The organism is Rariglobus hedericola (assembly GCF_007559335.1).
Taxonomy (GTDB): domain Bacteria; phylum Verrucomicrobiota; class Verrucomicrobiia; order Opitutales; family Opitutaceae; genus Rariglobus; species Rariglobus hedericola.
The window spans coordinates 612,501-634,804 of the sequence record NZ_VMBG01000002.1 but is presented as its reverse complement, the minus strand read 5'-3'; the positions used below and the strand labels follow the sequence as shown (position 1 = coordinate 634,804).

Genomic DNA, 22,304 nt, shown 5'->3' with positions numbered 1-22,304 from the left:
CGCGCCCCAGTCCGACGGATGAACTGACGCCATGCCACGAAAGCCGCCCGCCTCCTTCTGCGAATTGTTCGACCTGCGCAGCGACGCCATCCGCTCGGATGATCCAGTGTATGCCGCAAGTCTCGCCCTACTGACCCGACCTTTCGATGACGCGGTCTCAGCCATCCTCGAAACCGCCGGCCTTGAGGCCAGCGCCGATCGCGCCTGGCTCTTCAGTTACAACGAGGAGATCACGCTCTTCCGCAACACGCACGAATGGCACCGGCCCGGCGTGCCTTCCTTCGTGACCGACCTGCAAAACACACCCGTCGCAATGATCGCGTGGTTGCATGCCCACCTCCTTCGCGAACAAGCCGTCCTCGTGCATGACATCCGCCGCCTGCCGCGCTCGGCGCGCGCCTTGCGCGCAGAATTCCTGCGCCAGCAAAACCAGTCGGTATTGAGTGTGCCTCTATTTCTCAACGGACGCCTCTGGGGCTGCATCGGCTTCGACGCCGTGCGCAAACCCGTTTACTGGTCGGCACAGATCGTCCAATCGCTCCAGCTCTGCGGAAACCTGATCGCGGCTGCCGCCTCGCCGGTCGCCCAGGGAGAGCCCCGTTCCTCACCGCCACCGGCCGCAAACCTCTACCTGCGCGGCTCGTCGGCCCTGCAACGCGTGTCGCTCGACAACATCGTTGGCGTGCAGGCCGAGCGCGATTACACCCGCGTTCATCTAGCCGATGGTCGCTCGTTTCTCGAACTTCGCCCGCTCAACACCTGGGTGTCGCTGCTTCCTCACGACCGCTTTCAACAAATCCATCGCAGCTCACTGGTGCGCGTCGCCAGCATCCTGGATGTCGAGCGCACCACCCGCGGCCTCTGGCAGGTCTGCATCGAAGGCGTCGCCGATAAATGGGCGGTCTCGAAACGGTATCGCGCGGATCTTCGCAGCCGCCTCGGAGCCTAGAGCTGCGTCATCACGCGCCGCCATTCGTCGAACCCACGTTCCATTCGTCGATTCGCCCTCGCCAGTTCCGCGATCCCGCCGCGTGTTCCCTGTATTGACTATGAAGATACGCCCTTTCGTTTCTACATCGCTGGGCCTGGTCGCTCTGCTTTTTGTCACGTCGCCCTTGGCCCAAGCCGCCGGCTTCGATCTCACCGGCACCACGATAAGCAGCACCCTCCAAGTCGGTGCCCAAACGTTCACGACCGGCATACCGACGCCGGTTGTCGTCGGAACCGATTACCCCACCGAATTGGGTGCTCAGTTTGTCTCCGCCAACTTGGGTATCATCTTCGACGTCCATGACGATACCAGCACCTACATAGCACCTGGCTCTGATGGCCAAGGAATCTTCTACATCTTCTACAACTCGGGCGATCCCGAGGGCCCATCATATACCCTTCAGGCGGGCGTCAGCTTTGTCATCACATTCAATTTCGCGTCAGCCGAGGCTCAGACGATCACCGATTTCGAATTTATTCAGGGCTCTTCAAACCTGATCGCCGGCTTTACCGGCCAGTTCAACGCGGCCACCTCCACCCTGACCCTGCTCTCCACGCAAGACATCGAGCTGAGCCAGGTCTTCAATCACATCGAAGGCCGCTTCGTCGCCTCCCCCATTCCCGAACCCGCCACCGCCAGTATCTTCGCCGGCTTCGCCGCCATTGCCGCGCTGGCGGGGCTCCGCAGGAGCCGCAATTTCGTTCGGCGATAGACGTCAGCGAACGAATCCCCAATGACTGCGAGGGCCTAAGATCAACCATGCCCGACCAGTAAAGCGATCCGCGGCCAGCACGCCTTCATAGCGGCTGTCCCACGAATCGCGCGAATCATCTCCCAGGACGTAATAACCAGTTCCACACTCCACTTCACGATCTTTGGAAAGATTGCCGGACGGAAGATAACGAAGGTGTTTCAGTCGTTCCGGAACAGCGACCGGCGACCCATTGATGCAGAGCAAGCCCTTGCGGAGAGATACCCGCTCCCCCGGCAAGCCGATCACCCGCTTCGCCACCGTGAGCCCTTCCGGAGTGTGGAACTGGTGAATCTCCCAGCGTTGCGGCGCCCGGAACAGGCCGGTCCACTTTTCAAAAATCACCCGGTCCCCGGTCAGTGCATTGTCGCCCTGCAAGGCCGGCGACATCGAGCTGGAGACCATCACGCCAAAATCGAAAAAAAGATGATAGATCAATGCGCAGACGCCCACGATGGCGAAAAACCGTTCGACCACGCGCAAGCCCGTCCGAACCCTGTGCCGGGCGGCCGGTTTCACGGTTGGACCGAGGGATTCACCACCGGCGATGACTCGCTCACCTTGGCGATCTCGGCCTGACGCCGCTGCCATTCCAACCTGGAGGTTCGCGAAGCGCCCGCGACGGTTCCGGGCAGAACAACCGCTCCTACGACAGCCATCCCGCCCGCTGCCAGGAGGAAGTTGACCGCCGCTTTGCGTAAAAACGAAGGGGTCGCTTCCCCGGCCTCATAAGCCTGTCGGACGCGTTCCTGAAAATCTTCGGGTGTTTCCGGCGTGTCATTTTCATTCATGGTAATTTCCTCCGGCAATAGAATGGCTGGCGGTGTTCGCAGTAATCAGGCGTTCGAGGGAACGGTGCACCGCCTCATCCAAGGCGCGCAACAATCCATCTTCGCCATCGGTGGAGCCCGTGCGGAGATAATTGCTGCAGCGGCAGCCGGAGCTGGAGGCGCAACCCGTCCCTTGGCCGAAGCAAGGTGAACCCATTTCCAGAAAATCACCGGCGTCGCCCACCAGTCCCGGGAGCTTAAGCCCATGGCCGGGCCGGTCCTCACCCACAAGTCTCTCGCAGGGATAAAGTCGTCCGCTGGGTGCCACGGCGATTTCTCCTTCACCAAAACCGCAGCGAGTGCTCGCACCCACTGAGGTTAGCCCCGCCAGCGCGGCCACGCGCGTATCGAACCAGTCGATACTCACATCAGGCAGCCAACTCCGCCAAAGATCCGCCGCGGCATCCACGTTGACCGCCAGATTCCGGAGATCGTTTTCCGTCCAGGCCGTCCAGACGTCGATCGACAAAGTGAAACGGGTGACTCCGATTTCCCGAAGATGAGCAAGGCCTTCGCACAAACCGTTCAGCGTATCCGGGCGCACCACGATCACGACCGAGAAAGGGCGGCCCGCGTCCACCAGCAACCGCAGGGTCTTCTCGACCCGTGCCAGACTGCCCTGACCCTGCGCATCCCGTCGGTGTTTATCGTGTTGGGCCGGTGCGCCGTCGCAGCTGATCGCCACTTCCACATCGGGATCCATCAAGATCGATCGGGCGCACTCATCGGTGATCGTGCCGTTAGTGGTAAGATTGAAATGCACCTGCTTGCCCTGTGCCGAAGCGACGTGGCGGGCCACTTGCATCCATTCTTGAATGCGTGGTGCTTCGATCAGTGGTTCGCCGCCGAAGAATCCAAGATTGAGCATACCTCCGACACCCACGCTGGCCAATGCACGACGAATTGCTTGCACGCCCATTTCGACCGGCATGGCCGAATTAAATTTCGCTCCGGTGTAACAATAACTGCAGCGAAGGTTGCAGGCATGGTTGACGACCAACGTAAGACCAAAGGCGGGGTAAGCCGGGGTGCGCATCCGATACTTCATTCAATAACACCTGACGCCCGATGCGATCCTTTCTTAGGAGCACCGCATGCTTTTCGCCGGTCTCCGGGCTAACCGCCACAAATCCAGGTGGGACATGCGCCGGCTTTTCGTTCTAGCTGATGGCCGTGACTTCGAATCTCCCCAGTTGTCCGCTATGCAAGCGCACTATCCCGGCCGAGGATTTTAACGTCTCCACCGACCTGGCTTATTGCCGCTCCTGCAACCAGGCTCACTCGCTGATCGCGCTGATGGAGAACGCCCGGCTCGACGCGTTGCTCGAAGAGCCCGTGCCCGGCACGTGGAAACATCAAAATATGCAGGGCGATGTCGTGCTGGGCGCGAGTCACCGGTCTTTAAAAATGGCCGCAGGCCTGCTTGCCGTGGCTCTTTTCTGGAACGGCATCGTTTCTGTCTTCGTGGCGATCGCAACGGCCAGCACCCTTAAACTCTCCGGGATCACGCTGCCCGACTCATTCCCTGAGTTCAAAAACGAAGGCGGCCCGATGGGCTGGGGTTTCACGATTTTCCTCTGGTGCTTTCTTACCCCGTTTATCGCCGTGGGCACTTGGATGATCATTTCGTTCCTGATGTCGCTGGCCGGAAAAACCGTGGTCACCATCGGCTCGGGCAAAGGAAAGATCTTCACCGGCGTGGGCCCGTTCGGCCGCACCAAGCGCTTCAACCCCGCCGACGTGAAAAGCATCAGTGTGCGCGCCAAGTTCGTGGCCGATAGCGACGGCGGCGGACATCAGGACGAGAAAATCTACATCGAACTCCACAATGGCGAGGAGCTGACCTTCGGCGGCTCGCTGCCCAAGAAACGCAAATACCAGCTCGCCGCCCGGCTGCGCGAGGCGACGGGCTTGGGCGCCAGCTGACGAGGGTGGCTTACGGCTCGACGGATGCCGGTGGCAGCTAACCGCGCAGTCGCACGCGTTCCGCTTGAATCGACGAACCGAGAAGTTTCCCGCCGCGCGCCGCGAACCACTCCGGATCATCCGTCGTGCAATAACGCCGCGTGCCGCCACGCGTGAGGTTCGCCTCTTGCTCCGGATGCCGGCGTATCCAGTCGGCCAGGCGTTCGGCGACGAGCGGGCCTTGATCAAGGATTTCTGTATCCGCAGAAAAAATACGGCGCAGCACGGGCAGCAGCAGCGGATAATGTGTGCACCCGAGCAGCACGCGCTTCGGGGCTTCGTTCGGCGGCAGCAGCGGCGCGAGCGCCTTGCGCAAAAAATATTCCGTGCCTTCGCCGTCGATTTCGCCCGCCTCGACCAGCGGCACCCACAGCGGACACGCCTGCTGCACGACACGAATCCACGGCGCCAGTTTACGCAGCTCCATGCCATAGGAGTCCGAAGCGATCGTCGCCTCCGTCCCCAACACCGCCACCAACTCGTCCGCCTCCGCCCCAGACGCCCTAACCAAATTGTCTCCTATTAGGTGACAATTTGCGTCCGGGATCGCCACCGTGCCCACGGGAATACCGGCCAGCGCTTCCACCGAGGGGCGCACCACGCCGAGCACGCGCCGGTCGGGCCAGCGTTTCGGCAGGTGCAGTTGCTGGAGGTTGCGCAGCGCCCGGGCCGAGGCGGTGTTGCAGGCCAGCACCACCAGCGGACACCCCTGCTCAAACAGCCAGTCCACCGCCTCGAGCGTGAATTCGTTCACCACTTCCGCGCTACGTGCGCCGTAGGGCGCCCGCGCGCTGTCGGCGAGATACAGGTAGTCGTAGTCAGGCAACTCGCGTAGCAACGCCGAGAGCACCGTGAGCCCGCCAAACCCGGAATCAAAAACACCAATCATGTCCCTGCGGACGTAGCGGACCCGCCCGGCAAAGCAAGCCGCCCAGTATTTTCGTGGTTTAATCTGACACGAAACGCCGAGCAATCTCCCCGCAGCGCCTCACGCTCGAACGCCCCTGTAACCAATCGGAACCGCTCGGCATAGGATCGGTCCCTCATTGGATGCCTACTCCCACCCACGAAGAAATCACCCGCCGCGCCGAAACCCTCTGGCTCGATAAAGGAAAACCCTCCGGCTGCGACGACGAGATCTGGCTCCAAGCCGAACGCGAACTCAGCGCCAAGCCAGATGGCACGCTCGGCGAAAGCCACAGCGACCACGCCCAAGCCGAACTGGCCGCCAGTCAGCGCAAAGAGGCGCTCGCTCCAAAGCGTCCGACGAAATCCGCGCCCAAGTCACAGCCTGCCGAAACCGGCAAGCCGCTCTGGAGCCAGCCGCACTCCCGCTAATTCTCTTTGCCGTGATCGTAGCCGTCCGAAGCGAACCGGCCCGCCACGGCAACGGACCGTTTCAAGCAGGTTTCACCGCGTCATCGTCCGCCGGCGTCGCGGGCAACGCCGGTGCAGGTTCACACCGGGTGACTTTGTGCGCGGCTCCACTGAACTCGGCGGAGCAACAGGAGCCGCGCCCCGCGTAACACTCGCCGCACAACGCCTCGCCTTCGAACGCATACGCGCCGAAGCACCCGCAGGCATCGCAAGCCAAGTCAGGATTGAGTCGGAAGGCATCGCTCATAAGCCGCCACCATCCGGCCAAATCGAATCCGGCGCAAGCGATGCCTAAACCACCGCGCGGCACCTCGCTTAGCCCCGCCCTCCCGATCGTAGCTGCGGATCGCCTTATTGACCATCGGCCCGGTCGCTCTTACCACGCATCCCTTCATGGTTGTAGCTCTTTTGCCCGCACGTAATGCCGCCCGGCACCTCGATCGTTATCTCGCGTGCGTGGAGACTCTGGGTGCCAGCATCGTCGCCCTCGACGATGGCAGCACCGACGATACTGCCGACCGCCTGCACGCCTCGCCGCTTGTGCGCACGCTCCTGCGTAATCCCGTGCGCACGACCTACGCCGGCTGGGACGATGCCACCAACCGCCAGCGACTGCTCACCGCGGCCGAATCCCTTCGCCCCACCTGGATCCTGCAACTCGACGCGGACGAGGAAATCTCCGGCACCGACGCCCGCTTACTGCTTGAGTTGGTTCGCAGCCCCGCCCCTCGGCACACCGCCTACAGTTTCCAGGTTTTCCGCATGCTGGATGGGGACGGCCTCACCTACGACAAAGCCAACCTGTGGGTTTACCGCCTCTTTCGCTACGCGCCCGGTATGCGCCTCCCCTCGACCCGCCTGCACTTGGAGCCAGTGCCGGTCTGCATCCCCGCCCACCGCCGCCTGCGCACGCACATCCGCATCCGGCATTTTTCGAGTGTGACCACCGCCGATCGCGAAGCCCGTTTCGCCAAATACCGCGAGGCCGATGCGAACAACGAGTTCCAGGCCTCTTATCAAAACCTGCTCTCCGCCCCGGGCAATGTGCGCCCGTGGCTGGACCATCCCGACGACGTGCAGCCGGTAATCGAGCCACAGCGCCACGCCACGCTTCTCCGCAAAACCCACCTCTGCCCGTCCTGCATCGGCCAGCGATTACGCCGGTTCGTTACGTTGCATTAACGCGTGCCGGCCGCGTGCGACGAAGACTCAACGCCGGTTGCGTGAACCCCGACGCCGGCCGGTTGTCACCAGCACGCCCGCAGCAGCCGCCATCCAGAGCGCCGCGGTCGCCGGCTCGGGGATCGAGGTCAACGCACCCGCCAGAATCGCCCGTTCGCCCACGGTTTCATAAGCCCATTCATTCAGAATGAATCCGGTGCTGGTTCTCGTAATGCGCGCCCACCCGTAATGAGCTTTGTTGTCCACCGAGGTATCGTTAAACTTAAGGCCCAGATAGCCCGACGTGTTCAACGCAAACCCGTCGTTTACGCCGCCAGTGTAGCTCAAATAAGCACTGTTGCCGGAGCGATAGATGAAATCGGAAAGATCGATCATCTCTCCCGCTGCAAAATTTGTGGCCATGTTCGCTCCCGACGTGGAGCTCACGGAACGGGTATAGATCGATACCGTCGTGTTCCAAAGGCTAACCACCGTGTTCACCCCGGACTCAACCTGCAGCCCCACTGAAAAATCAGTGCCGGTCTGAGCCTGCGTGCGCACCCCGTCGTATTTGATCTGGAAATACACGAGGCCGGCATTGGCCGAACTATTGTAGTCGTCCCCTCCTGCCGGTGTGGAATGGACCACCACCGCGCTGGCCGGCGCGGCGAATGCGAGCGCGGCGAGGAGACTGAGCGAGGCAATAACCGGAAAACGGGAGGCCATAAAAGATTGGACGCACAACGCATCCGAATCACCGCCCGCCTGCAATGCGCATCCCGACCCGCCGGCCAAATGGCTACGACCCACAACTTTCTGCCAAACATAATTCAAGGGCACCGGCCCTCTTTGGTCTAAACTTAGTTCAACGCCGTGATCACCACGATGGCGGAGGCCAGCACGTAGGCGCCGGGATAGGCCCAGCGGAGCCATTTGTCGGCGCGGATGGCTTTGGCTTCGTCCCGGTCGTGGAGGTTGCTGATCCAGACCATGCCGGCCATCGCCAGGCCGAGGAAGATGTAGGCCAGCACGAAAAACCAATCGATGACCGTCAGGTAGGAGATCTTCGGCAGGCCGGAATGCAGGGAATAGCTCAGCGCGACGACCGTCAGCAGGCTCGCGATGATCACGCTCATGCGGTCAGAGAGATCCTTGGGCGGCAGGAAGAACACCGCGAAGGCCATGGCGAGCACGATGCCGAGCGGCACCATCATCTGCCAGATGTAGAACTGCGTGTGCCTCTTCACTTCCAGCGTCACGGTCGCGCGGCTGTAGGTTTCGTTGTATTCCTCGCGATAGTGCGGCGAGACCTCGCCCACCAGTTTGCCCGGCTCCCATTGCGGCAGCGAAATACGGCTGGCGATGCGCAGTTTATCAGCGGGCAGCACCACCTCGACCTCATCGGCGAGGTATTGGAAGGATTCCAGTTCGAGCTTAAGCCGCTGGGTATCGAAGGGGAGTTTGCGCAGGTCCAGCTGGGTGGCGATCTGCACGGTCAGCTGGCGCTCGAATTCGACGCGGCCATTGGGATAAATGCGCAGCAGCGAGTGGTGGAGCTCGGCGGGCGCGGTGGTGCGGTTGAATTCCACCATGGGGCGCCAGATGGTGTTCACCTCTTCGATCGCGATATCTTCGCGGAACACCTTGGGGCCCTTGCCGTCGTGCGCCTGCGCCGGATCCTGCCAATACACGCCGAGGAGAACATGCAGGGTAAACTTCCCGCCCGGTTCATCAATGTCGCTGATGTCCAGGATGTGAACACCGAGCTCCACCTTGCGCGGCGTGGCCGGGCTGGGATTCGCCTCGGCCGCCCGCAGGCCCGCCGCCAACAAACCCAAAAGGAGCAAGCAACGGAGGAAAGCCATGGTGAGAGTGAAGCGGAGAAAGCGTTAACCCGCCCACTGGGGCAAGTTTGACTTTGAAGTAGCGAGTATCGAGTAGCTGGTAGCGAGTAGACAGAATTCCTCACCAACGAAGCGGGCCGATCTTGAAGCGCAAAGACGCGACGGTGCGAAGGGCGGAACCCCGGACACGTAACGATCAAGAGAACCATCATCCAACCCGTCTTGCTTGATCAGCTCCGAACCTTTGCCCCTTCGCGTCGTTGCGTTTAATCCGAAACCGGTTGCGGAAGAAACGGTCGATGGGGGAATGAAGACTGCAACCTACCCCGCCAAGATCATCAGCATCTCTATCTCGCGATCGCCGGCCGCTGTTTACACCTTCGCCTGCAACCCCAAGAACCTGCCGAAATGGGCCAGCGGGTTGAGTGGCTCGATCAAGCAGGTCGGCGGGCAATGGGTCGCGGAGTCGCCGATGGGAAAGGTGAAGATCAAATTCGCCCGAAAGAACTCCTTCGGAATCTTGGACCACGACGTGACCCTCGAGTCAGGCGCCACCTTCTACAATCCGATGCGCGTCCAGCCCAACGGCAACGGGAGCGAAGTCCTGTTCACGCTCTATCGTTTGCCCAAGGTTTCAGACAAAGCCTATGCGGCGGATGCGAAACACATCCGCAAGGACCTCGCGAAACTGAAATCCCTTTTGGAGAAATCCGGATAATTGTCGTCCGGCTTACCTCGCAGAGCAGATTCAACGCAAAGACGCCAAGGCGCGAAGGTCCGGAACCTCGGAAACGTAATGAGCAGGATGAAAGTCCACCTTTCGTCTTACTGGATCCGCTTGGCATACCAACTAGGAATACCCCCACTATTCGGATTTAACTGCCGCGGCTGCCCAAGGCGGTGACACCGAAGGAATGTATCTGGCCCACGTCGCGTCCATGCCCTCTTCGGTTAAAAAATTAGAGTGATCTCCGTATGATGATCTCGCCCTGGAATAACTATGCACCGCATCACGGACAGCCGCTACCGCCAAGGATCGCGACCGATCCGATCTCAAGAAATAACCTTCACCTTGGTCATTAGCCATTCCGTGGATGAGCGCCAAATTTTCAGCGGATTCGAGGGCATTCCGAAGCGCAGCTTTTAGAAGTAAACACGACTGCTTGAGTGCCGGATCCGAAGGACTCTGCGGGATATACTGATTTATAAATACGGCTAGTGCCCGATATCGGGAAATTAGATCCTTCAACTCTTGAGGGTCGGCCAATTCATACCGAAATTTCAAAAAGGCTGAATTGCCGCCAATCTCCGTCCGACCGGTTCCAGCGGCCGTTCTTTTGATCACTTGTGAAGCAATACGTTTATAAAAAATCGTCAGCAGATCATCTATTTCAGAGATCAGAACAGGTAGCTGCTCATCATAAATCACCCACCCTTCGCCAAAAACCCTTAGATCCGAAAGGCGCGTAGGCTTTATCTTTTCCACGGGGATATCGACGATAGATGCCTTGCTCACGCCAAAGAACATTTTGATCTGCGCCAGCTGATATTTGCCATCGCGGAAGGTTAAACGGACCAAGTAAGTGGAAAGCCCGCATATCGTCCCATCTTTAGCCAAAATAGGGCCGCCCGAAGATCCTGGAGCGATATCGGCATCGATCTGGATTTCTTCACGGTTCTTTCGCGAAAACACTTTTACGATACGCCCCTTGGTGACCTTCCACCTTTCTTCCAGTGGGTGCCCGATAGCCATGATGGGCTCTGAAGCAGCCATGGAGCGCTTAAATTTCGCATACTCGCCCGTCGACGAGGTTTTCAACAACGCAATATCCCGCTGAGGAGAGTAATACATCAACTCCGTCACTTCTTCACTGTGCCCAGATGAATCGATGACCTTGATGCGCTCAGCTCCTGCTACGACGTGATAATTGGTCGCGATCCATCCCTGCTCATTAAACCGAACTCCGCTACCATGGCCTTTTCCGTTTTTGTCCTCTACTTCGATTAAAACACAGGCGCGCTTGGATCGTTCGATCACCTCTTTGCTGAACCCTTTGTCATCCTCTGGCTGCGCAACGGTTCTGGGCAGGAACAGTAGCGCCATGAAGATAAGTAAATGCGGCCTCATGTCGTTAATTTCCAAGACACTTGAAACCAAAGGGCTACGGAATCAATTTAATTTACAATCTACTGCAATGAGAGAAGAGCTGGATTCGACTTACGTCTCTAAACCCCACCATGAAGTTCATCGCTACGCTATTCACCCTAATCGTCTTCACCTGCCAACTCATCGGACACGATCTGTCTCTCACCGATGGCCGCACCCTTAAGAATGTAAAACTGCGCAGCATGGATGCCAGCGGCATTACCGTGATCCATGACGACGGTGGTGACTACGTTGATTATCTCACAATGACCGAGACTGACAGAACGACCTTCGGCTATATCCAGTCTCGCTACGAAGAAGTGGTCTTGCGCCAAAAGCAAAGGCAGGAAGAAGCCGCCCGTAGTGCCGCCGCTGCTAAAACGGCTTCAGCCCAACAACCAAAGCCTGTCTCCACTACGCCTTCACCGCAAAGTTCGTATTCAGCGCCTGCTTACAGCTCTCAGTGCGCGGCAACCACGAAAAAGGGGGCGCGTTGCAAGCGAACGGCCGCCGCTGGAAGTGCCTACTGCTGGCAGCATCAATAATCTGCGTTCAACGAGTTAGCCGCGAGCCCCTTTGGCTTGGCGGGGCAATGCGGGCTTAAGCCTTGGGAGGAATCACTTGAACGATTTTAATGGCGGCTTAAGTCGCTATTAAAATCGTTCAAGTAAACAGAGCCGCCGCTTAAGTCCGGACAGTGTTTGCTCAAGTCCGGAGAGCATTGGCTTAAGTCGGGAGAGCTTCGGCTTAAGCACGGAGAAGAAACGTTCATATCAGCGCAGCGTCTGCTGAAGTGCCGGAAGCTTTGACTGAAGTGATTTCACCCCGCGCTTAAGGCGGGATTCATCAGACTTTAGTCCGCGCAAGAAACACTTGAGCCGAGATCGAAGCCTTTCCAACTTGCTTGGAAACGCCCTAACCTCGGGCAGCCTCCCTCCGTTGGGGACGAGAAGGCTTGGGTGCGGCCTGATATGACATCTCAGAGGCCTCATATCGCATCTCGGCCCCTTCCCCGGTCAATTCCCTGAATCCCCAGCAGATATCAGCTGGGCCATTTAAGATATGAGCCCGCCCCTATCACAATGAGACGTGCCGATATCAGGTCTATTCGCGACGAGATAAGATCTCACCAGACTGATATTCTAGCAGGCGGGCGGACGCCATCGACCTGCCGTCCCAAGCCTCGCGTTCGACGCTTAGATGGATGCTTCCGGGCTGGCCAGACATGCGCTTTCAACTCCAACTAACGAAATGCGGCGGCTGATTACCCCTTTGCTGTGCACTGTCTGCGTGCTGGGACTCTTTGCGTATCTTACCTACTGGCATTCAGGCTGGTCTCACATCAATTGCTGGACCCGTGAAATCAATATCGCGAGCGGCCATGAGCGTTACACGCGTTACTGGTTCTGGCGCATAACGGACCGAAAGGTAACGCCCACCTGGGTATCTGCCGCACTGCAAAGCCCCGAGGCTCCCGAGGATCAATGGCGAACGGTGGTGACCCTGTCGCCGGGCACCCGGCATTCGCCTAACTACTGGTTTCACTCCGCCCTAGGTGATGTGAAAATGACGGAGCAATGCTTCGAAATGTTTGCGAGTCCGCCCACGGTAAAAGCCCAACTGGCGGCAAATCTCGTGTGGTTATGGCAGCACTTCGACGATGCGTATCAAGGTGGACGATATTTAACCGACGTTCTGATGCGGCCCTCAGTGATTCGAAATGAGCGAATCACCGAACAGGATGTGCCTTCGCTCAAGGATTGGCTGACCGCCTATCGCGAAGCTTCAAAAAACGAGAGCCCGGAGTTCACCAAGACAATCGACCAGGCAATCTCCCGCCTGCCCCTCAAAGATTAAGCTGAAAGCCTGGCACTCGACCGCAAAACTCGACCTACACCGTTAGCTTCAGGATTGTCGTCCAGCAGGCGAAGCTTACGCAGAGGTCATGTCGCGACTCGATTCGTCAGGACAATTTCAGTTGGGAGCGGATAAATTCAAATGGAGCGTGAGGCATTACGGCGGCGAAGTCGCCGTGAACACCCACGTCCGCGGGATCTCCGCGCGTGTAAGCCTGGCAGGGGAAACCACGCGCGAACTCGTGATTGAATTTGATGCGGGAGACTATCCGCCCAAACGCCCTGCCGCCCCTGCGCAACTGGCGATCAGAATCCAAGAGTTCACCGCGAAAGCCATCGACATGGGCTGGCGTCCCGACTCCCGCGGCAAGCCCTTCTACCTCGTGGCGGATCCGCTGCCGCGATAATCGGGCGAATCCCCCCCCTTGAATAGCCGTTTAGATTTCTGCCCGGACCTAAAATACAACAATACTCGGCCCGACCCCATTGGCTCGTCGGACGCGATAACATATCTCTAGTCGAGCCTTCGGAATGCCACATTGGCAACGGGCGCTTATTGCTTATCCGGCTCCGACACTTTCGAACGCCAGCCCACATTCACAACATGTATATTTCCGTTAACATCTTCCTCCCTAACGATCTTATATTCGCGAGCAAAAATCCGGCTCACCGAATCATATCTTACCAATAAATACTTAGAACCATAATGCCTTAAAACCAAATAACCTTTTTCAGAGTCAAGCGATGCGTAATTCGTTCGTGCAGCAGCCGCAATCTGCCCAGAAAATAAGCACAAAAGAGATACAACCCCAATAACAGCAAAAACACTCGCAACCTTACCCTTCAAAAATGATTTTCGAGAAGGATCAATATTCGCCTTCCCTTGTGGCTTATTCAGCCACGCATACAATCGTTCGTCATAATTAACACCGTCCTCCTTGGGGATTAATGGGATCAATACATCCATCAAAAAATTCAAAAACCAGACAGAAAACACCAACAAGGTCGTCCAATTATAACTAAAAAACAGAAACCCAATTCCCCACATTAGAAAGAAAATCCACCATTTGGCTAGCAACCTCCCAAGCCCTTTAAAACGACCGAAATCCACCATTTCATCTAGCTGGAGAGCAGAAGACCAAAACTGTAGCAGCAATACTGAGAACACCAAAAAGGCGCCACCCGTAGACACTAAACACATCACACTCACCTCAATAAATTCAGGAGGGACGCCAAAATGCCCTAAAGCTCCGCGCTCGAATAAATAGGCACAAAGATATGCGATCGCCGTCGCACCGAATATCCACGCCCCGCTATCAATTGCCATCGAAGACCAACTAGGTTTCGCCTCATCCATAAGAAAAATTTAGAGGCTCAGTCGCCACAAAAAGCAATGAAATTGAATGATTTCCATCGATAGCAATTTTCGAGAAAAGAGCCGGAGAGCGAAAAAGCATCAGGCCGAGAATTGTGGCAACTTACAATTCTCGGACTGACCCGTTTGCTTGTCGGACCCCATTAGCTCGTCGGCTTATTATCTAAAAAATCGGCCCACTGGCTTCATCATTTACATCAGGTTGTTGAAAGCGATAACGGGCTACGACCGATTCTTCTGTGGTGTAGGCTACACTTGCGACATGATGGACCCTAAGGCTTTCCATATCGAGTTTGAGAAACGGCTCAGAAGAAATTGGAGCCGACATCTCTACCTCTTTCCCAAATCCCCAAAAATGCTCATGTTTTGGTTGAGGTGTCGATTTAGGCGGAAGGGTTTCATGGACCGAGTAATCCCTATACGGTCCATCGTCATCAGTATTATAAGTTGATGCCTCAATCGTCGTTCCCTTCGGCATTTCATACAGCTCCACGCATGATGCATGATTAAAGAGCGCCACATTGATCCCTTCCTTAGATTGAGCCGAACAATAGATAACACCATCCAGTTTTAATTCTGTAGCCAAAAAGTCGGCGATTGCTTGAGTGACCAAATATTCCGACAACTCATCATCAGGCAAAACGGGGCGTGTAATACGATTACTTAGCGAACGAAGAAATTTTGCGCGCTCCAATCGCTTTATGTAGGAAGGATCAAAAATACTGCCATCTACCTTAACTCCGGCAAGAGCACCGACGTCCAGCAAGCGAACCTTTTTAATAATATCGAAACGTCCAATAACCACATCACTGCAAACAGGAGGCCTCAATTCGGCCAGCGCCGTTTCAGGTTTAGTGGCACCGTAAAAAACAGAAATACCGCGTGCATTCATTCGGCCCGCTAATGCATGCGCGGTATCAGGAGGCGAAATCTGCCTATCAGGACGCATTAGTGCTTCCTTAAGCTTTTCTTCCGATTGGAAAACACGAGCCCGATAAAGCGATTTCAGTCCTTGTTCACTTCCCGCCTCCACAATGACAGACTGCCTGTTGTAAGTGCGATAGGCATCCAGCTCAGCGAAAACTTCTTTTAGTGTATCGTAGCCGGTGCGGCTAAAAAATCGAGCCCTCGTCTTAATGCTATGTTCGAAATAGTGCCATTTCTCCTGATAGTAAATATCATCCGGGCTTTTTCGCGCATAGCAGGCGTCTGCATTAAAAGGATCATCGCCATACTGTTCATCGGGCGCACCGGATGTCTTATTATCTATAATTTCACGAATGTCTTCGGCACAGTCCTCGGAGATTTCCGCCGCATCAGCGATAACGTTAGATAGCTCCTCCCCTATTAGCTTATCAAAATCATCATTCGCAGTGATCTGTTCGTAATGTTGCCCAAACGCCTTCTCGATCAGGGCTGCGACTTCTTCAAGAGCGAGGCTTCTGCCGTGAAAATCACAGTAATCACAATCGACCTCCTCTCCGCTCGTCTCAATAATATCCTTAAGATAAGGCTCTTGAACACATCTAGCACATAGCCGCCGGTCCTTTAGCTCAATATCCATATAAAACGCATGAAATAAGCTCCATTTGTGTGATAAATTTAAATGCAACTGCTACAATTCCGGAACAGGACTCGGGCGGCGCCCAAAAATCAACCTAGGCTAGCATGCACCTAGCGGCCAGACCCCTTTGGCTCGTCGCCCATTTGCTTGGCGTTGGCTCGTCGCGCTCCATTAACTTACTATTTCTTAGCTTCACTCAGGAGTTCTTTGGCTTCCCTAAGTATATCTACCGCAGCTTTTGGACGAAACGCGACTAGACTCGGAGCTTTTTCCTCATGGACTTGGGGAGGCGTAAATAGCCTATCGACAGTTTCCTTGATCAGTTTTTTTCGATCCATTTCACGTTTATCAAGATACAAGCCCCATGCAGCTTGATCACCGCCAAACTCTTCCAGTGTTTTTTGGAATCTAACACTAGCCAATTGATCAGCATAGGCGTTAACAACAAACGCAACTGATGTCTTGAATGCATATTCCTCCAAAAAACTCCTCTCCCGAGAATACTGCTTAAGAACAAAACCCAAATATACCGCCACTGGAATAATTTTACCTATATTAGCCAAAAGAATAAGACCGTCGCTTGTATGTGGTGACGGTATAAATATAAACGCGACAGGCACGTAAATCGCGGCCATGACCGCCGAGAGGAATGCAATACTTCTCCATGTCTTAACCGACAACTCCAACTCATCCTTTCGTGCCCGGAAAGTTCCCCCCAAAGAACCGTCGGCAGCTTTTCCTGTTAATTCTTCAATTTCTTTTCTTTTAGCAGACACCCATTCGGAATCGGTCTTCGCGGTCTTATAAAATGCATCCGCATCTTTGAGGGCCAAATCCAATTGCTGCTGACTCGCTTGATTTTGGTTTATATGTTTCTCAGCAACTTGGAGATAATTAGATTGCGTAGCGAGAATGCTGGAGAGTTTCCCCTGATCATTACTTGCAGAAGTAAGCAAATCTGCGATTTGCTGTTTTTCACCCCTAGCAGCCTGCAGTTCAGATGTGATTTCCCCCAATGCAGAGTTGGCCTCTTTAATTCGTTTAAGGAGATCATCTTTCTCTGCTCGTAAAACCTTCAATGATGTTTCCATCTCCTCAACTTTCAATTCGGCCGAACTAACTAATTCAGATGCTTTCTTTTCGTATACAGCATGCGCCCGCTTTGTCGTCTTACTCCAATATCCGCACAACATTAAATACTGAGCAATCCAAGTGCATCGTGTCGCCACTTCACCCCAAGCCCTTGCCTGGATATTACTCAACAGAACCTGTAGTTCGTTAATTACATCTAGAGGTTGCCGGAAATTTTGATTATTTGGAAAGAATCGGGGCAGAAGCTGTGCATCTTCGTCGAGTGCGTTGCCAAAACACACGCCTATGCGTTTTAATACAGCCACCATATGGGCTGCATTCATTCCACCAACGTCAATTACACTCATATCCTGATTTGGCCAACTCTCGCCCACTAAACCGGCAACATTGGTATTCTCGATCTGCGCGAGATTATCGCGCACCATTTGGGATTCATTAGGATTCATATACGTCAGCGTTCGTATCCGAATTGAAAGATGAAAAAAGCCCCGGTCTTCCGACCGGGGCTTTTTCGTTTAGGGGTTTATTGGCAGGCTTCGCACTCTTCGCCGTTCTTCATGGCTTCGATGCTGCAGACGCGTTTTTCCTCGGCGGTGTAGGTCTTCTTGGCTGCGTCGGACGCATCGCGGGTGGCGGTTTCGGCCTTGGTCTCGCCGGCGGCGCCGCGGACTTCCTTCTTCACCGCGACCGTGGCCTTCTCGATGTTGGAGGCGCCGAGGGTGCGCAGGTAGTAGGTCGTCTTGAGGCCCACGTGCCAGGCTTGGCGATACATGTGCGACAGGGTCTTCAGGTCGGGGGTCTTCAGCCAGAGGTTCACCGACTGGGACTGGTCGATCCACTTCTGGCGGCGGGCGGCGGCTTCGATCACCCACTTGAAGTCGATGTCGAAGGCAGTGAGGTATTTCGTCTTCAGGTCGGCGGGGACGGCGTCGATGTCCTTCAGGTCTCCGTCGAAATACTTGAGGTTGTCGATCATCTCCTGGTTCCAGAGTCCGCGGGCCTTGAGGTCCTTCACGAGGAAGTAATTCAGGACGATGAATTCGCCGGAGAGGTTGGATTTGACGAAGAGGTTCTTGTAGGTGGGCTCGATGCAGGGCGAGGTGGCCGTGATGTTGGAGATCGTGGCGGTGGGCGCGATGGCGAGGACGTTGCTGTTGCGCATGCCGTGTTTGGCGATCTTGGCGCGGAGGGGCGTCCAGTCCATGCGGCCGCCGCGGGGAACTTCGACGGGGACGCCGCGTTCGTTCTCGAGGAGGTCGATGGTGTCTTGCGGGAGGAGGCCGCGGTCCCACTTGGAGCCTTTGTAGCTGCTGTAGGTGCCACGTTCGGCGGCGAGGTCGGAGCTGGCTTCGTAGGCGTAGTAGGCGATGGCTTCCATGGCCTCGTCGTTGAACTCGACGGCCTCGGGGGAGGCGAAGGCGTGTCCGCGGAGGTAGAGGGCGTGGGCGAGGCCCATGACGCCGAGGCCGATGGGACGGTGGCGGCGGTTGGAGGTCTCGGCGGCCTTGGTCGGGTAGAAGTTGATGTCGATGACGTTGTCCAGGGCGCGCACGGCGGTCTGGATGGTCTCGCGGAGCTTCTTGTGGTCGAGCTGGCCGTCGGGGAGGAGGTGGTTCTCGAGGATGACGGAGCCGAGGTTGCAGACGGCGGTCTCGTCGTTGGAGGTGTTGAGCGTGATCTCGGTGCAGAGGTTCGACGAGTGGATGACGCCGACGTGGTCCTGCGGGGAGCGGAGGTTGCAGGCGTCTTTGAAGGTGATCCAGGGGTGGCCGGTCTCGAAGAGCATCGAGAGCATTTTCTTCCAGAGCTCGAGGGCTTCGATCTTCTGGCCGTAGATTTTGCCTTCCTCGGCGAGCTTCTCGTAGCGGACGTAGGCTTCCTCGAACTTTTTGCCGTAGAGGTCGTGGAGGTCCTTGGTTTCGTTGGCGCGGAAGAGGGTCCACTGGGCGCGGGCCTCCATGCGTTTCATGAAGAGGTCGGGAATCCAGTTCGCCGTGTTCATGTCGTGGGTGCGACGGCGGTCGTCACCGGTGTTCTTGCGGAGCTCGAGGAACTCGAAGATGTCGTTGTGCCAGGACTCGAGGTAGGCGCAGCCGGAGCCCTTGCGCTTGCCGCCCTGGTTGACGGCGACGAGCTGGTCGTTGTGGAGTTTCAGGAACGGGATGACGCCCTGGGATTCGCCGTTGGTGCCGCCGATGTGCGCGCCGGTGCCGCGGACCGCGGTCCACGAGCCGCCGAGGCCGCCGGCCCACTTGGAGAGCTGGGCGTTCTCGGCGATGCCGCGATACATGATGCCTTCGAGGGAGTCATCGACGTAGTAGAGGTAGCAGGAGGAGAGCTGCGAGTGGAGCGTGCCGGAGTTGAAGAGGGTCGGCGTGCTGGAGCAGAAGCGGCGGCTCTTGTAGAGTTCGTAGAGGCCGGTGATCTTGGCTTCGCGGTCGCCGGGCTCGTCGAGGAAGAGGCCCATCGAGACGCGGATCCAGAAGAACTGGGGAGTCTCGAGGCGGCGGGAGGGTTTGACGGTCTTGTCGATGATCAGGTAGCGATCGTAGAGCGTCTGGATGCCAAGGAAGTCGAGCTCGAGGTCGGCGGACGGGTCGAGGACGGCGGCGAGTTTATCGAGGTTGAAGTCGAGGAGGCGCGGGTTGAGGCGCTTGATGGCGACGCCGTGGGCGAGGTAGTCTTTGAAGGCGGCGATGTGGAAGCTCTTCAGCTTGGCGATGCCGTCTTTGACGATGTCCCAGCCGAGGACTTCTTCGTAGATGTAGGTGAGCTGGATGCGGCCGGAGAACTTGGCGAAGTCGGCGTCCTTCTCGATGAGCGTCTTCGAATTGAGGACGATGGTCTGGTCGAGGTCTTTCTTGGAGATCTCGTCGAAGACGGAGCGGAGGAGCTCGGCCTCGATCTCGTCGTGCGAGAGGCAGAGGTCGAGGCCGATGGAGGCGAAGGAAATGCGGGCCTTTAGGTCGGCGCGGTCCCAGAGGTGGTTGTCGCCATTGGCGAGTTTGATGACGGTCATCGAGGGCTGGGCGGGAGCGGCGGGTTCGGCGGCGGCGGTTTCAGCGAGGATGCCGGTGCGCTCTTCGTTGCGATGGGCGCGGTAGAGGATGTAGGACTCGGCGACCTTGAAGTGGCCGGCCTTCATGAGCTCTTCCTGGACGATGTCCTGGATCTCTTCGATGTGGACGAAGGATTGTTTGGAGGCGTTGACGCGGGCGGCGGCGGCCTCGGTGATGGCGACGGCGGGCGTGGAGTCGCGGTGGAGCGAGAGGAAGGCCTTGCGGACGGCGATCTCGACCTTTTGCGCGATGAAAGGGACGACCTGTTTGTTGCGACGGATGACGCGAACGGAGCCGGTGGCGTGGGGGGCGGGCGTGGCGAGCTTGCGGCTGCGGTTGAGGAGAAGGCTCTTGGCGACGTCGTAGGCGTTGTTGTCCACGAGGGTCTTCTCGATGAGCTCGTAGAGGTCGTTGAGCGAAATGCGCAGGGGGGACTTGCGGAGGGCCTCGCCGGCGAGGTTGGCGGCGACTTCCTTCACGATGCGGCCCACGAATGCGCGCGTGTCGGCAGTGAAGATGTTGGCGGTCTCGCCGCGGGCGAGGTGGACGTTGGTGAGGGCCTTGCCGAGGGTGTCGGCGATCTCACCGAGGTCGAACTTGGTCTCACCCTGGGGGGCGAGGAGAACGATCTCGGGAAGGAGGGGCGTGTCGGAGAGAACGGCGTCGCGCCAGGCGTAGGCGGGCTTGTTGTCGGAGGAGTGCGTGGTGCGCTTGAGCGCGAGATCGTGGGAGAGCGAAGGATTCATCTACGGAAAAACGAGAGGCTGAGACGGTGAAAAGAGACGGCTGAAAGAAACGGAAACGATAAACGAAACGCCGGAGCGAACTCCGGCGGAGGAGAAAATCAAACGGCACACGCGGCGGGCGCGGTGCCGTGCAAGGTTAACAGACGGGGACGGATTTAAAGCGGGAGAGAACGATGACGAAGGAGCGAAGGCGGGCGCGCATCGCTCAGAGATCGTCGTCGGAGGTGTTGGTGAGCGCGGAGGACTTCTGGTATTCGGTGACGCGACCCTCGAAGAAGTTTTGCTCCTTCTTGATGTCCATCATCTCGGCGAGCCAGGGCAGCGGGTTCTTCACGCCGGCGTTGAGGGGGTTGAGGCCCACGCCTTCGAGGCGACGGTCGGCGATGTAGTCGATGTAGGTAAGGAACTCTTCGATCGCGAGGCCGACAGCGTTCACGGGCAGGCAGTCGCGGATGAAATCTTTCTCGAGTTGCACGGCCTCGGCCATGGTGGCGCGGAGCTCTTCCTTGAACTCGGTGGTCCAGATCTCGCGGTTCTCCTCGATGAGATCCATGAACAGATTGCGGAACACCTCGATGTGGTTGGATTCGTCGCGGAGCGTGTAGCGGAACATCTGGCCGATGCCGGGGAATTTGTTCTGGCGGTAGAGCGACAGAATCATGCCGAAGAGACCGTAGAACTGGGTGCCCTCCATGCATTGACCGAAGAGGAAAATGTTCTTCGCGAGGAGCTGCTTGTTCTCGGTCTTGGTGAGATCGAGGTCGCGACGGAGGTTGCGAGAGTTGTTAACGACGAAAGCGTTTTTCTTCGCGATGGTCGGGACGTCTTCGAACATGGCCTCGCACTCGTGCGGGTTGATGCCCAGCGACGAAATCATGTAGAGGAGCGAGTCGGCGTGGATGTTCTCCTCGTGCGCGTGACGGCCAAGAACGAGCTTCAGCTCGGGAGCGGTGACGAGCTCGCGGACAACGTGCTGGATGTTGTCACCGACGATACCCTCGGCGGCCGAAAAATAACCGATGCCCATGCGGATGATCCAACGCTCGACGTCGGAAACGAGCTTGGTGTCGCGCCACTGCTCGATGTCTTTGCCCATGGGCACGTCCTCGGGCTCCCAGTGGTTCGCCTTCATCGTGCGGTAAAGATCGTAAGCCCACTGATATTTCAGCGGGAGGAGATTGAAGCACATGGTCTCACGACCGTTGATGACCTTCTTGGCCGCAAACGCGGCTTCTGCCTTTTCCTGATCAAGGACGAACGTCTTGGCACCGACTTGAAACGATTTCTGCATGACTAAAATTAGAGGGAGATGAATGGGGCGCGATTAGCGCAGGTGGAGAGCAATAAGCCGGGAGATGGCTTGCACCAGAGGTTGTTTTTTAACGCATGGAAGCCTCAAGCGAACCAAAGTTGCTGAAACTTACCAACGCGTTACTAACCACAACCCGTAGTGGTCACTCATCAAACTTGGCACAACCTATGGGAATTTAGAAAAATTCCGTCAATCGGTTTATCGCCAACAATACGTGAATTTTGGGTCAATTTAG

General features: G+C 57.0%; 21 protein-coding genes. 9 read left to right on the top strand and 12 right to left on the bottom strand.

The window, feature by feature from the left end; all coding sequences use genetic code 11:
* Positions 1 to 31: 31 nt before the first annotated feature.
* Both FPL22_RS12990 and FPL22_RS12985 read left to right on the top strand, forming a co-directional pair.
* On the top strand, positions 32 to 949 hold the full coding sequence (locus FPL22_RS12990; RefSeq protein WP_144230840.1) for a GAF domain-containing DNA-binding protein: 918 nt from the start codon (positions 32 to 34) through the stop codon (positions 947 to 949).
* A gap of 100 nt (positions 950 to 1,049) precedes the next feature.
* Positions 1,050 to 1,703: a hypothetical protein gene (locus tag FPL22_RS12985; RefSeq protein WP_144230839.1), complete on the top strand. Its 654-nt coding sequence runs from the start codon at positions 1,050 to 1,052 to the stop codon at positions 1,701 to 1,703.
* Between the two features lie 3 nt (positions 1,704 to 1,706).
* Here FPL22_RS12985 and lepB read toward each other — a convergent pair whose 3' ends face one another.
* From lepB to FPL22_RS12975, 3 genes are read right to left on the bottom strand one after another with little or no spacing between them, the layout of a single operon-like run.
* Positions 1,707 to 2,261 (bottom strand): signal peptidase I, encoded by a 555-nt coding sequence (lepB, locus tag FPL22_RS12980; protein ID WP_162525306.1) that lies wholly within the window; start codon positions 2,259 to 2,261, stop codon positions 1,707 to 1,709.
* Positions 2,258 to 2,533, bottom strand: a complete 276-nt coding sequence (locus FPL22_RS17715; RefSeq protein ID WP_162525305.1) for a hypothetical protein — start codon at positions 2,531 to 2,533, stop codon at positions 2,258 to 2,260. Before FPL22_RS17715 ends, lepB begins: the two co-directional genes overlap by 4 nt.
* On the bottom strand, positions 2,526 to 3,608 hold the full coding sequence (locus tag FPL22_RS12975) for a radical SAM protein (RefSeq protein ID WP_162525304.1): 1,083 nt from the start codon (positions 3,606 to 3,608) through the stop codon (positions 2,526 to 2,528). The genes FPL22_RS17715 and FPL22_RS12975 overlap by 8 nt, the downstream gene beginning before the upstream one ends.
* A gap of 131 nt (positions 3,609 to 3,739) precedes the next feature.
* Here FPL22_RS12975 and FPL22_RS12970 point away from each other — a divergent pair, with 131 nt between their 5' ends.
* Positions 3,740 to 4,498: a hypothetical protein gene (locus tag FPL22_RS12970; protein ID WP_144230836.1), complete on the top strand. Its 759-nt coding sequence runs from the start codon at positions 3,740 to 3,742 to the stop codon at positions 4,496 to 4,498.
* Positions 4,499 to 4,535: 37 nt separating this feature from the next.
* Here FPL22_RS12970 and FPL22_RS12965 read toward each other — a convergent pair whose 3' ends face one another.
* Entirely contained in the window at positions 4,536 to 5,426 is an 891-nt protein-coding gene (locus FPL22_RS12965) for a glutamate racemase (protein ID WP_144230835.1), read from the bottom strand.
* Positions 5,427 to 5,587: 161 nt separating this feature from the next.
* Between FPL22_RS12965 and FPL22_RS12960 the strand changes: the two genes are divergently transcribed.
* Both FPL22_RS12960 and FPL22_RS12955 read left to right on the top strand, forming a co-directional pair.
* Positions 5,588 to 5,875: a DUF2934 domain-containing protein gene (locus FPL22_RS12960; protein ID WP_144230834.1), complete on the top strand. Its 288-nt coding sequence runs from the start codon at positions 5,588 to 5,590 to the stop codon at positions 5,873 to 5,875.
* Positions 5,876 to 6,307: 432 nt separating this feature from the next.
* Positions 6,308 to 7,096, top strand: a complete 789-nt coding sequence (locus tag FPL22_RS12955; protein ID WP_144230833.1) for a glycosyltransferase family protein — start codon at positions 6,308 to 6,310, stop codon at positions 7,094 to 7,096.
* A 27-nt stretch (positions 7,097 to 7,123) separates the two neighbouring features.
* Here the strand turns inward: FPL22_RS12955 and FPL22_RS12950 are convergent, their stop codons facing one another.
* Positions 7,124 to 7,801, bottom strand: coding sequence for a hypothetical protein (locus FPL22_RS12950; RefSeq protein ID WP_144230832.1), 678 nt, complete (start codon positions 7,799 to 7,801; stop codon positions 7,124 to 7,126).
* A 134-nt stretch (positions 7,802 to 7,935) separates the two neighbouring features.
* A complete protein-coding gene (locus FPL22_RS12945) occupies positions 7,936 to 8,940 on the bottom strand; it encodes a ligand-gated ion channel (RefSeq protein WP_144230831.1) in 1,005 nt (334 codons plus the stop codon).
* 286 nt (positions 8,941 to 9,226) lie between these two features.
* On the opposite strand from FPL22_RS12945, the gene FPL22_RS12940 reads away from it, so the two are divergent.
* Entirely contained in the window at positions 9,227 to 9,637 is a 411-nt protein-coding gene (locus FPL22_RS12940) for an SRPBCC family protein (RefSeq protein WP_144230830.1), read from the top strand.
* Positions 9,638 to 9,784: 147 nt separating this feature from the next.
* On the opposite strand, the gene FPL22_RS12935 is transcribed toward FPL22_RS12940, so the two are convergent.
* Positions 9,785 to 11,023 carry a S1 family peptidase gene (locus FPL22_RS12935; RefSeq protein ID WP_162525303.1) on the bottom strand — a complete coding sequence of 413 codons (1,239 nt, stop codon included), beginning with the start codon at positions 11,021 to 11,023 and terminating at the stop codon, positions 9,785 to 9,787.
* A gap of 134 nt (positions 11,024 to 11,157) precedes the next feature.
* On the opposite strand from FPL22_RS12935, the gene FPL22_RS12930 reads away from it, so the two are divergent.
* The 3 genes from FPL22_RS12930 (at position 11,158) to FPL22_RS12920 (ending at position 13,328) form a co-directional block, all read left to right on the top strand.
* The gene (locus tag FPL22_RS12930) at positions 11,158 to 11,610 is read left to right on the top strand and encodes a hypothetical protein (protein WP_144230828.1); all 453 of its coding nucleotides are present in this window, start codon (positions 11,158 to 11,160) and stop codon (positions 11,608 to 11,610) included.
* A gap of 655 nt (positions 11,611 to 12,265) precedes the next feature.
* Positions 12,266 to 12,922: a hypothetical protein gene (locus tag FPL22_RS12925; RefSeq protein WP_144230827.1), complete on the top strand. Its 657-nt coding sequence runs from the start codon at positions 12,266 to 12,268 to the stop codon at positions 12,920 to 12,922.
* Positions 12,923 to 13,010: 88 nt separating this feature from the next.
* Positions 13,011 to 13,328 (top strand): hypothetical protein, encoded by a 318-nt coding sequence (locus FPL22_RS12920; protein ID WP_144230826.1) that lies wholly within the window; start codon positions 13,011 to 13,013, stop codon positions 13,326 to 13,328.
* 146 nt (positions 13,329 to 13,474) lie between these two features.
* Here FPL22_RS12920 and FPL22_RS12915 read toward each other — a convergent pair whose 3' ends face one another.
* The 5 genes from FPL22_RS12915 to FPL22_RS12895 all read right to left on the bottom strand — a co-directional run bounded on the left by FPL22_RS12915 (position 13,475) and on the right by FPL22_RS12895 (position 22,048).
* Entirely contained in the window at positions 13,475 to 14,278 is an 804-nt protein-coding gene (locus tag FPL22_RS12915) for a hypothetical protein (RefSeq protein WP_144230825.1), read from the bottom strand.
* Between the two features lie 181 nt (positions 14,279 to 14,459).
* The gene (locus FPL22_RS12910) at positions 14,460 to 15,860 is read right to left on the bottom strand and encodes an RES domain-containing protein (protein ID WP_144230824.1); all 1,401 of its coding nucleotides are present in this window, start codon (positions 15,858 to 15,860) and stop codon (positions 14,460 to 14,462) included.
* Between the two features lie 179 nt (positions 15,861 to 16,039).
* Positions 16,040 to 17,398 (bottom strand): hypothetical protein, encoded by a 1,359-nt coding sequence (locus FPL22_RS12905; RefSeq protein ID WP_144230823.1) that lies wholly within the window; start codon positions 17,396 to 17,398, stop codon positions 16,040 to 16,042.
* A gap of 77 nt (positions 17,399 to 17,475) precedes the next feature.
* The gene (locus FPL22_RS12900; protein WP_144230822.1) at positions 17,476 to 20,757 is read right to left on the bottom strand and encodes a ribonucleoside-diphosphate reductase subunit alpha; all 3,282 of its coding nucleotides are present in this window, start codon (positions 20,755 to 20,757) and stop codon (positions 17,476 to 17,478) included.
* A 205-nt stretch (positions 20,758 to 20,962) separates the two neighbouring features.
* Positions 20,963 to 22,048: a ribonucleotide-diphosphate reductase subunit beta gene (locus FPL22_RS12895; RefSeq protein ID WP_144230821.1), complete on the bottom strand. Its 1,086-nt coding sequence runs from the start codon at positions 22,046 to 22,048 to the stop codon at positions 20,963 to 20,965.
* Positions 22,049 to 22,304 lie beyond the last annotated feature (256 nt).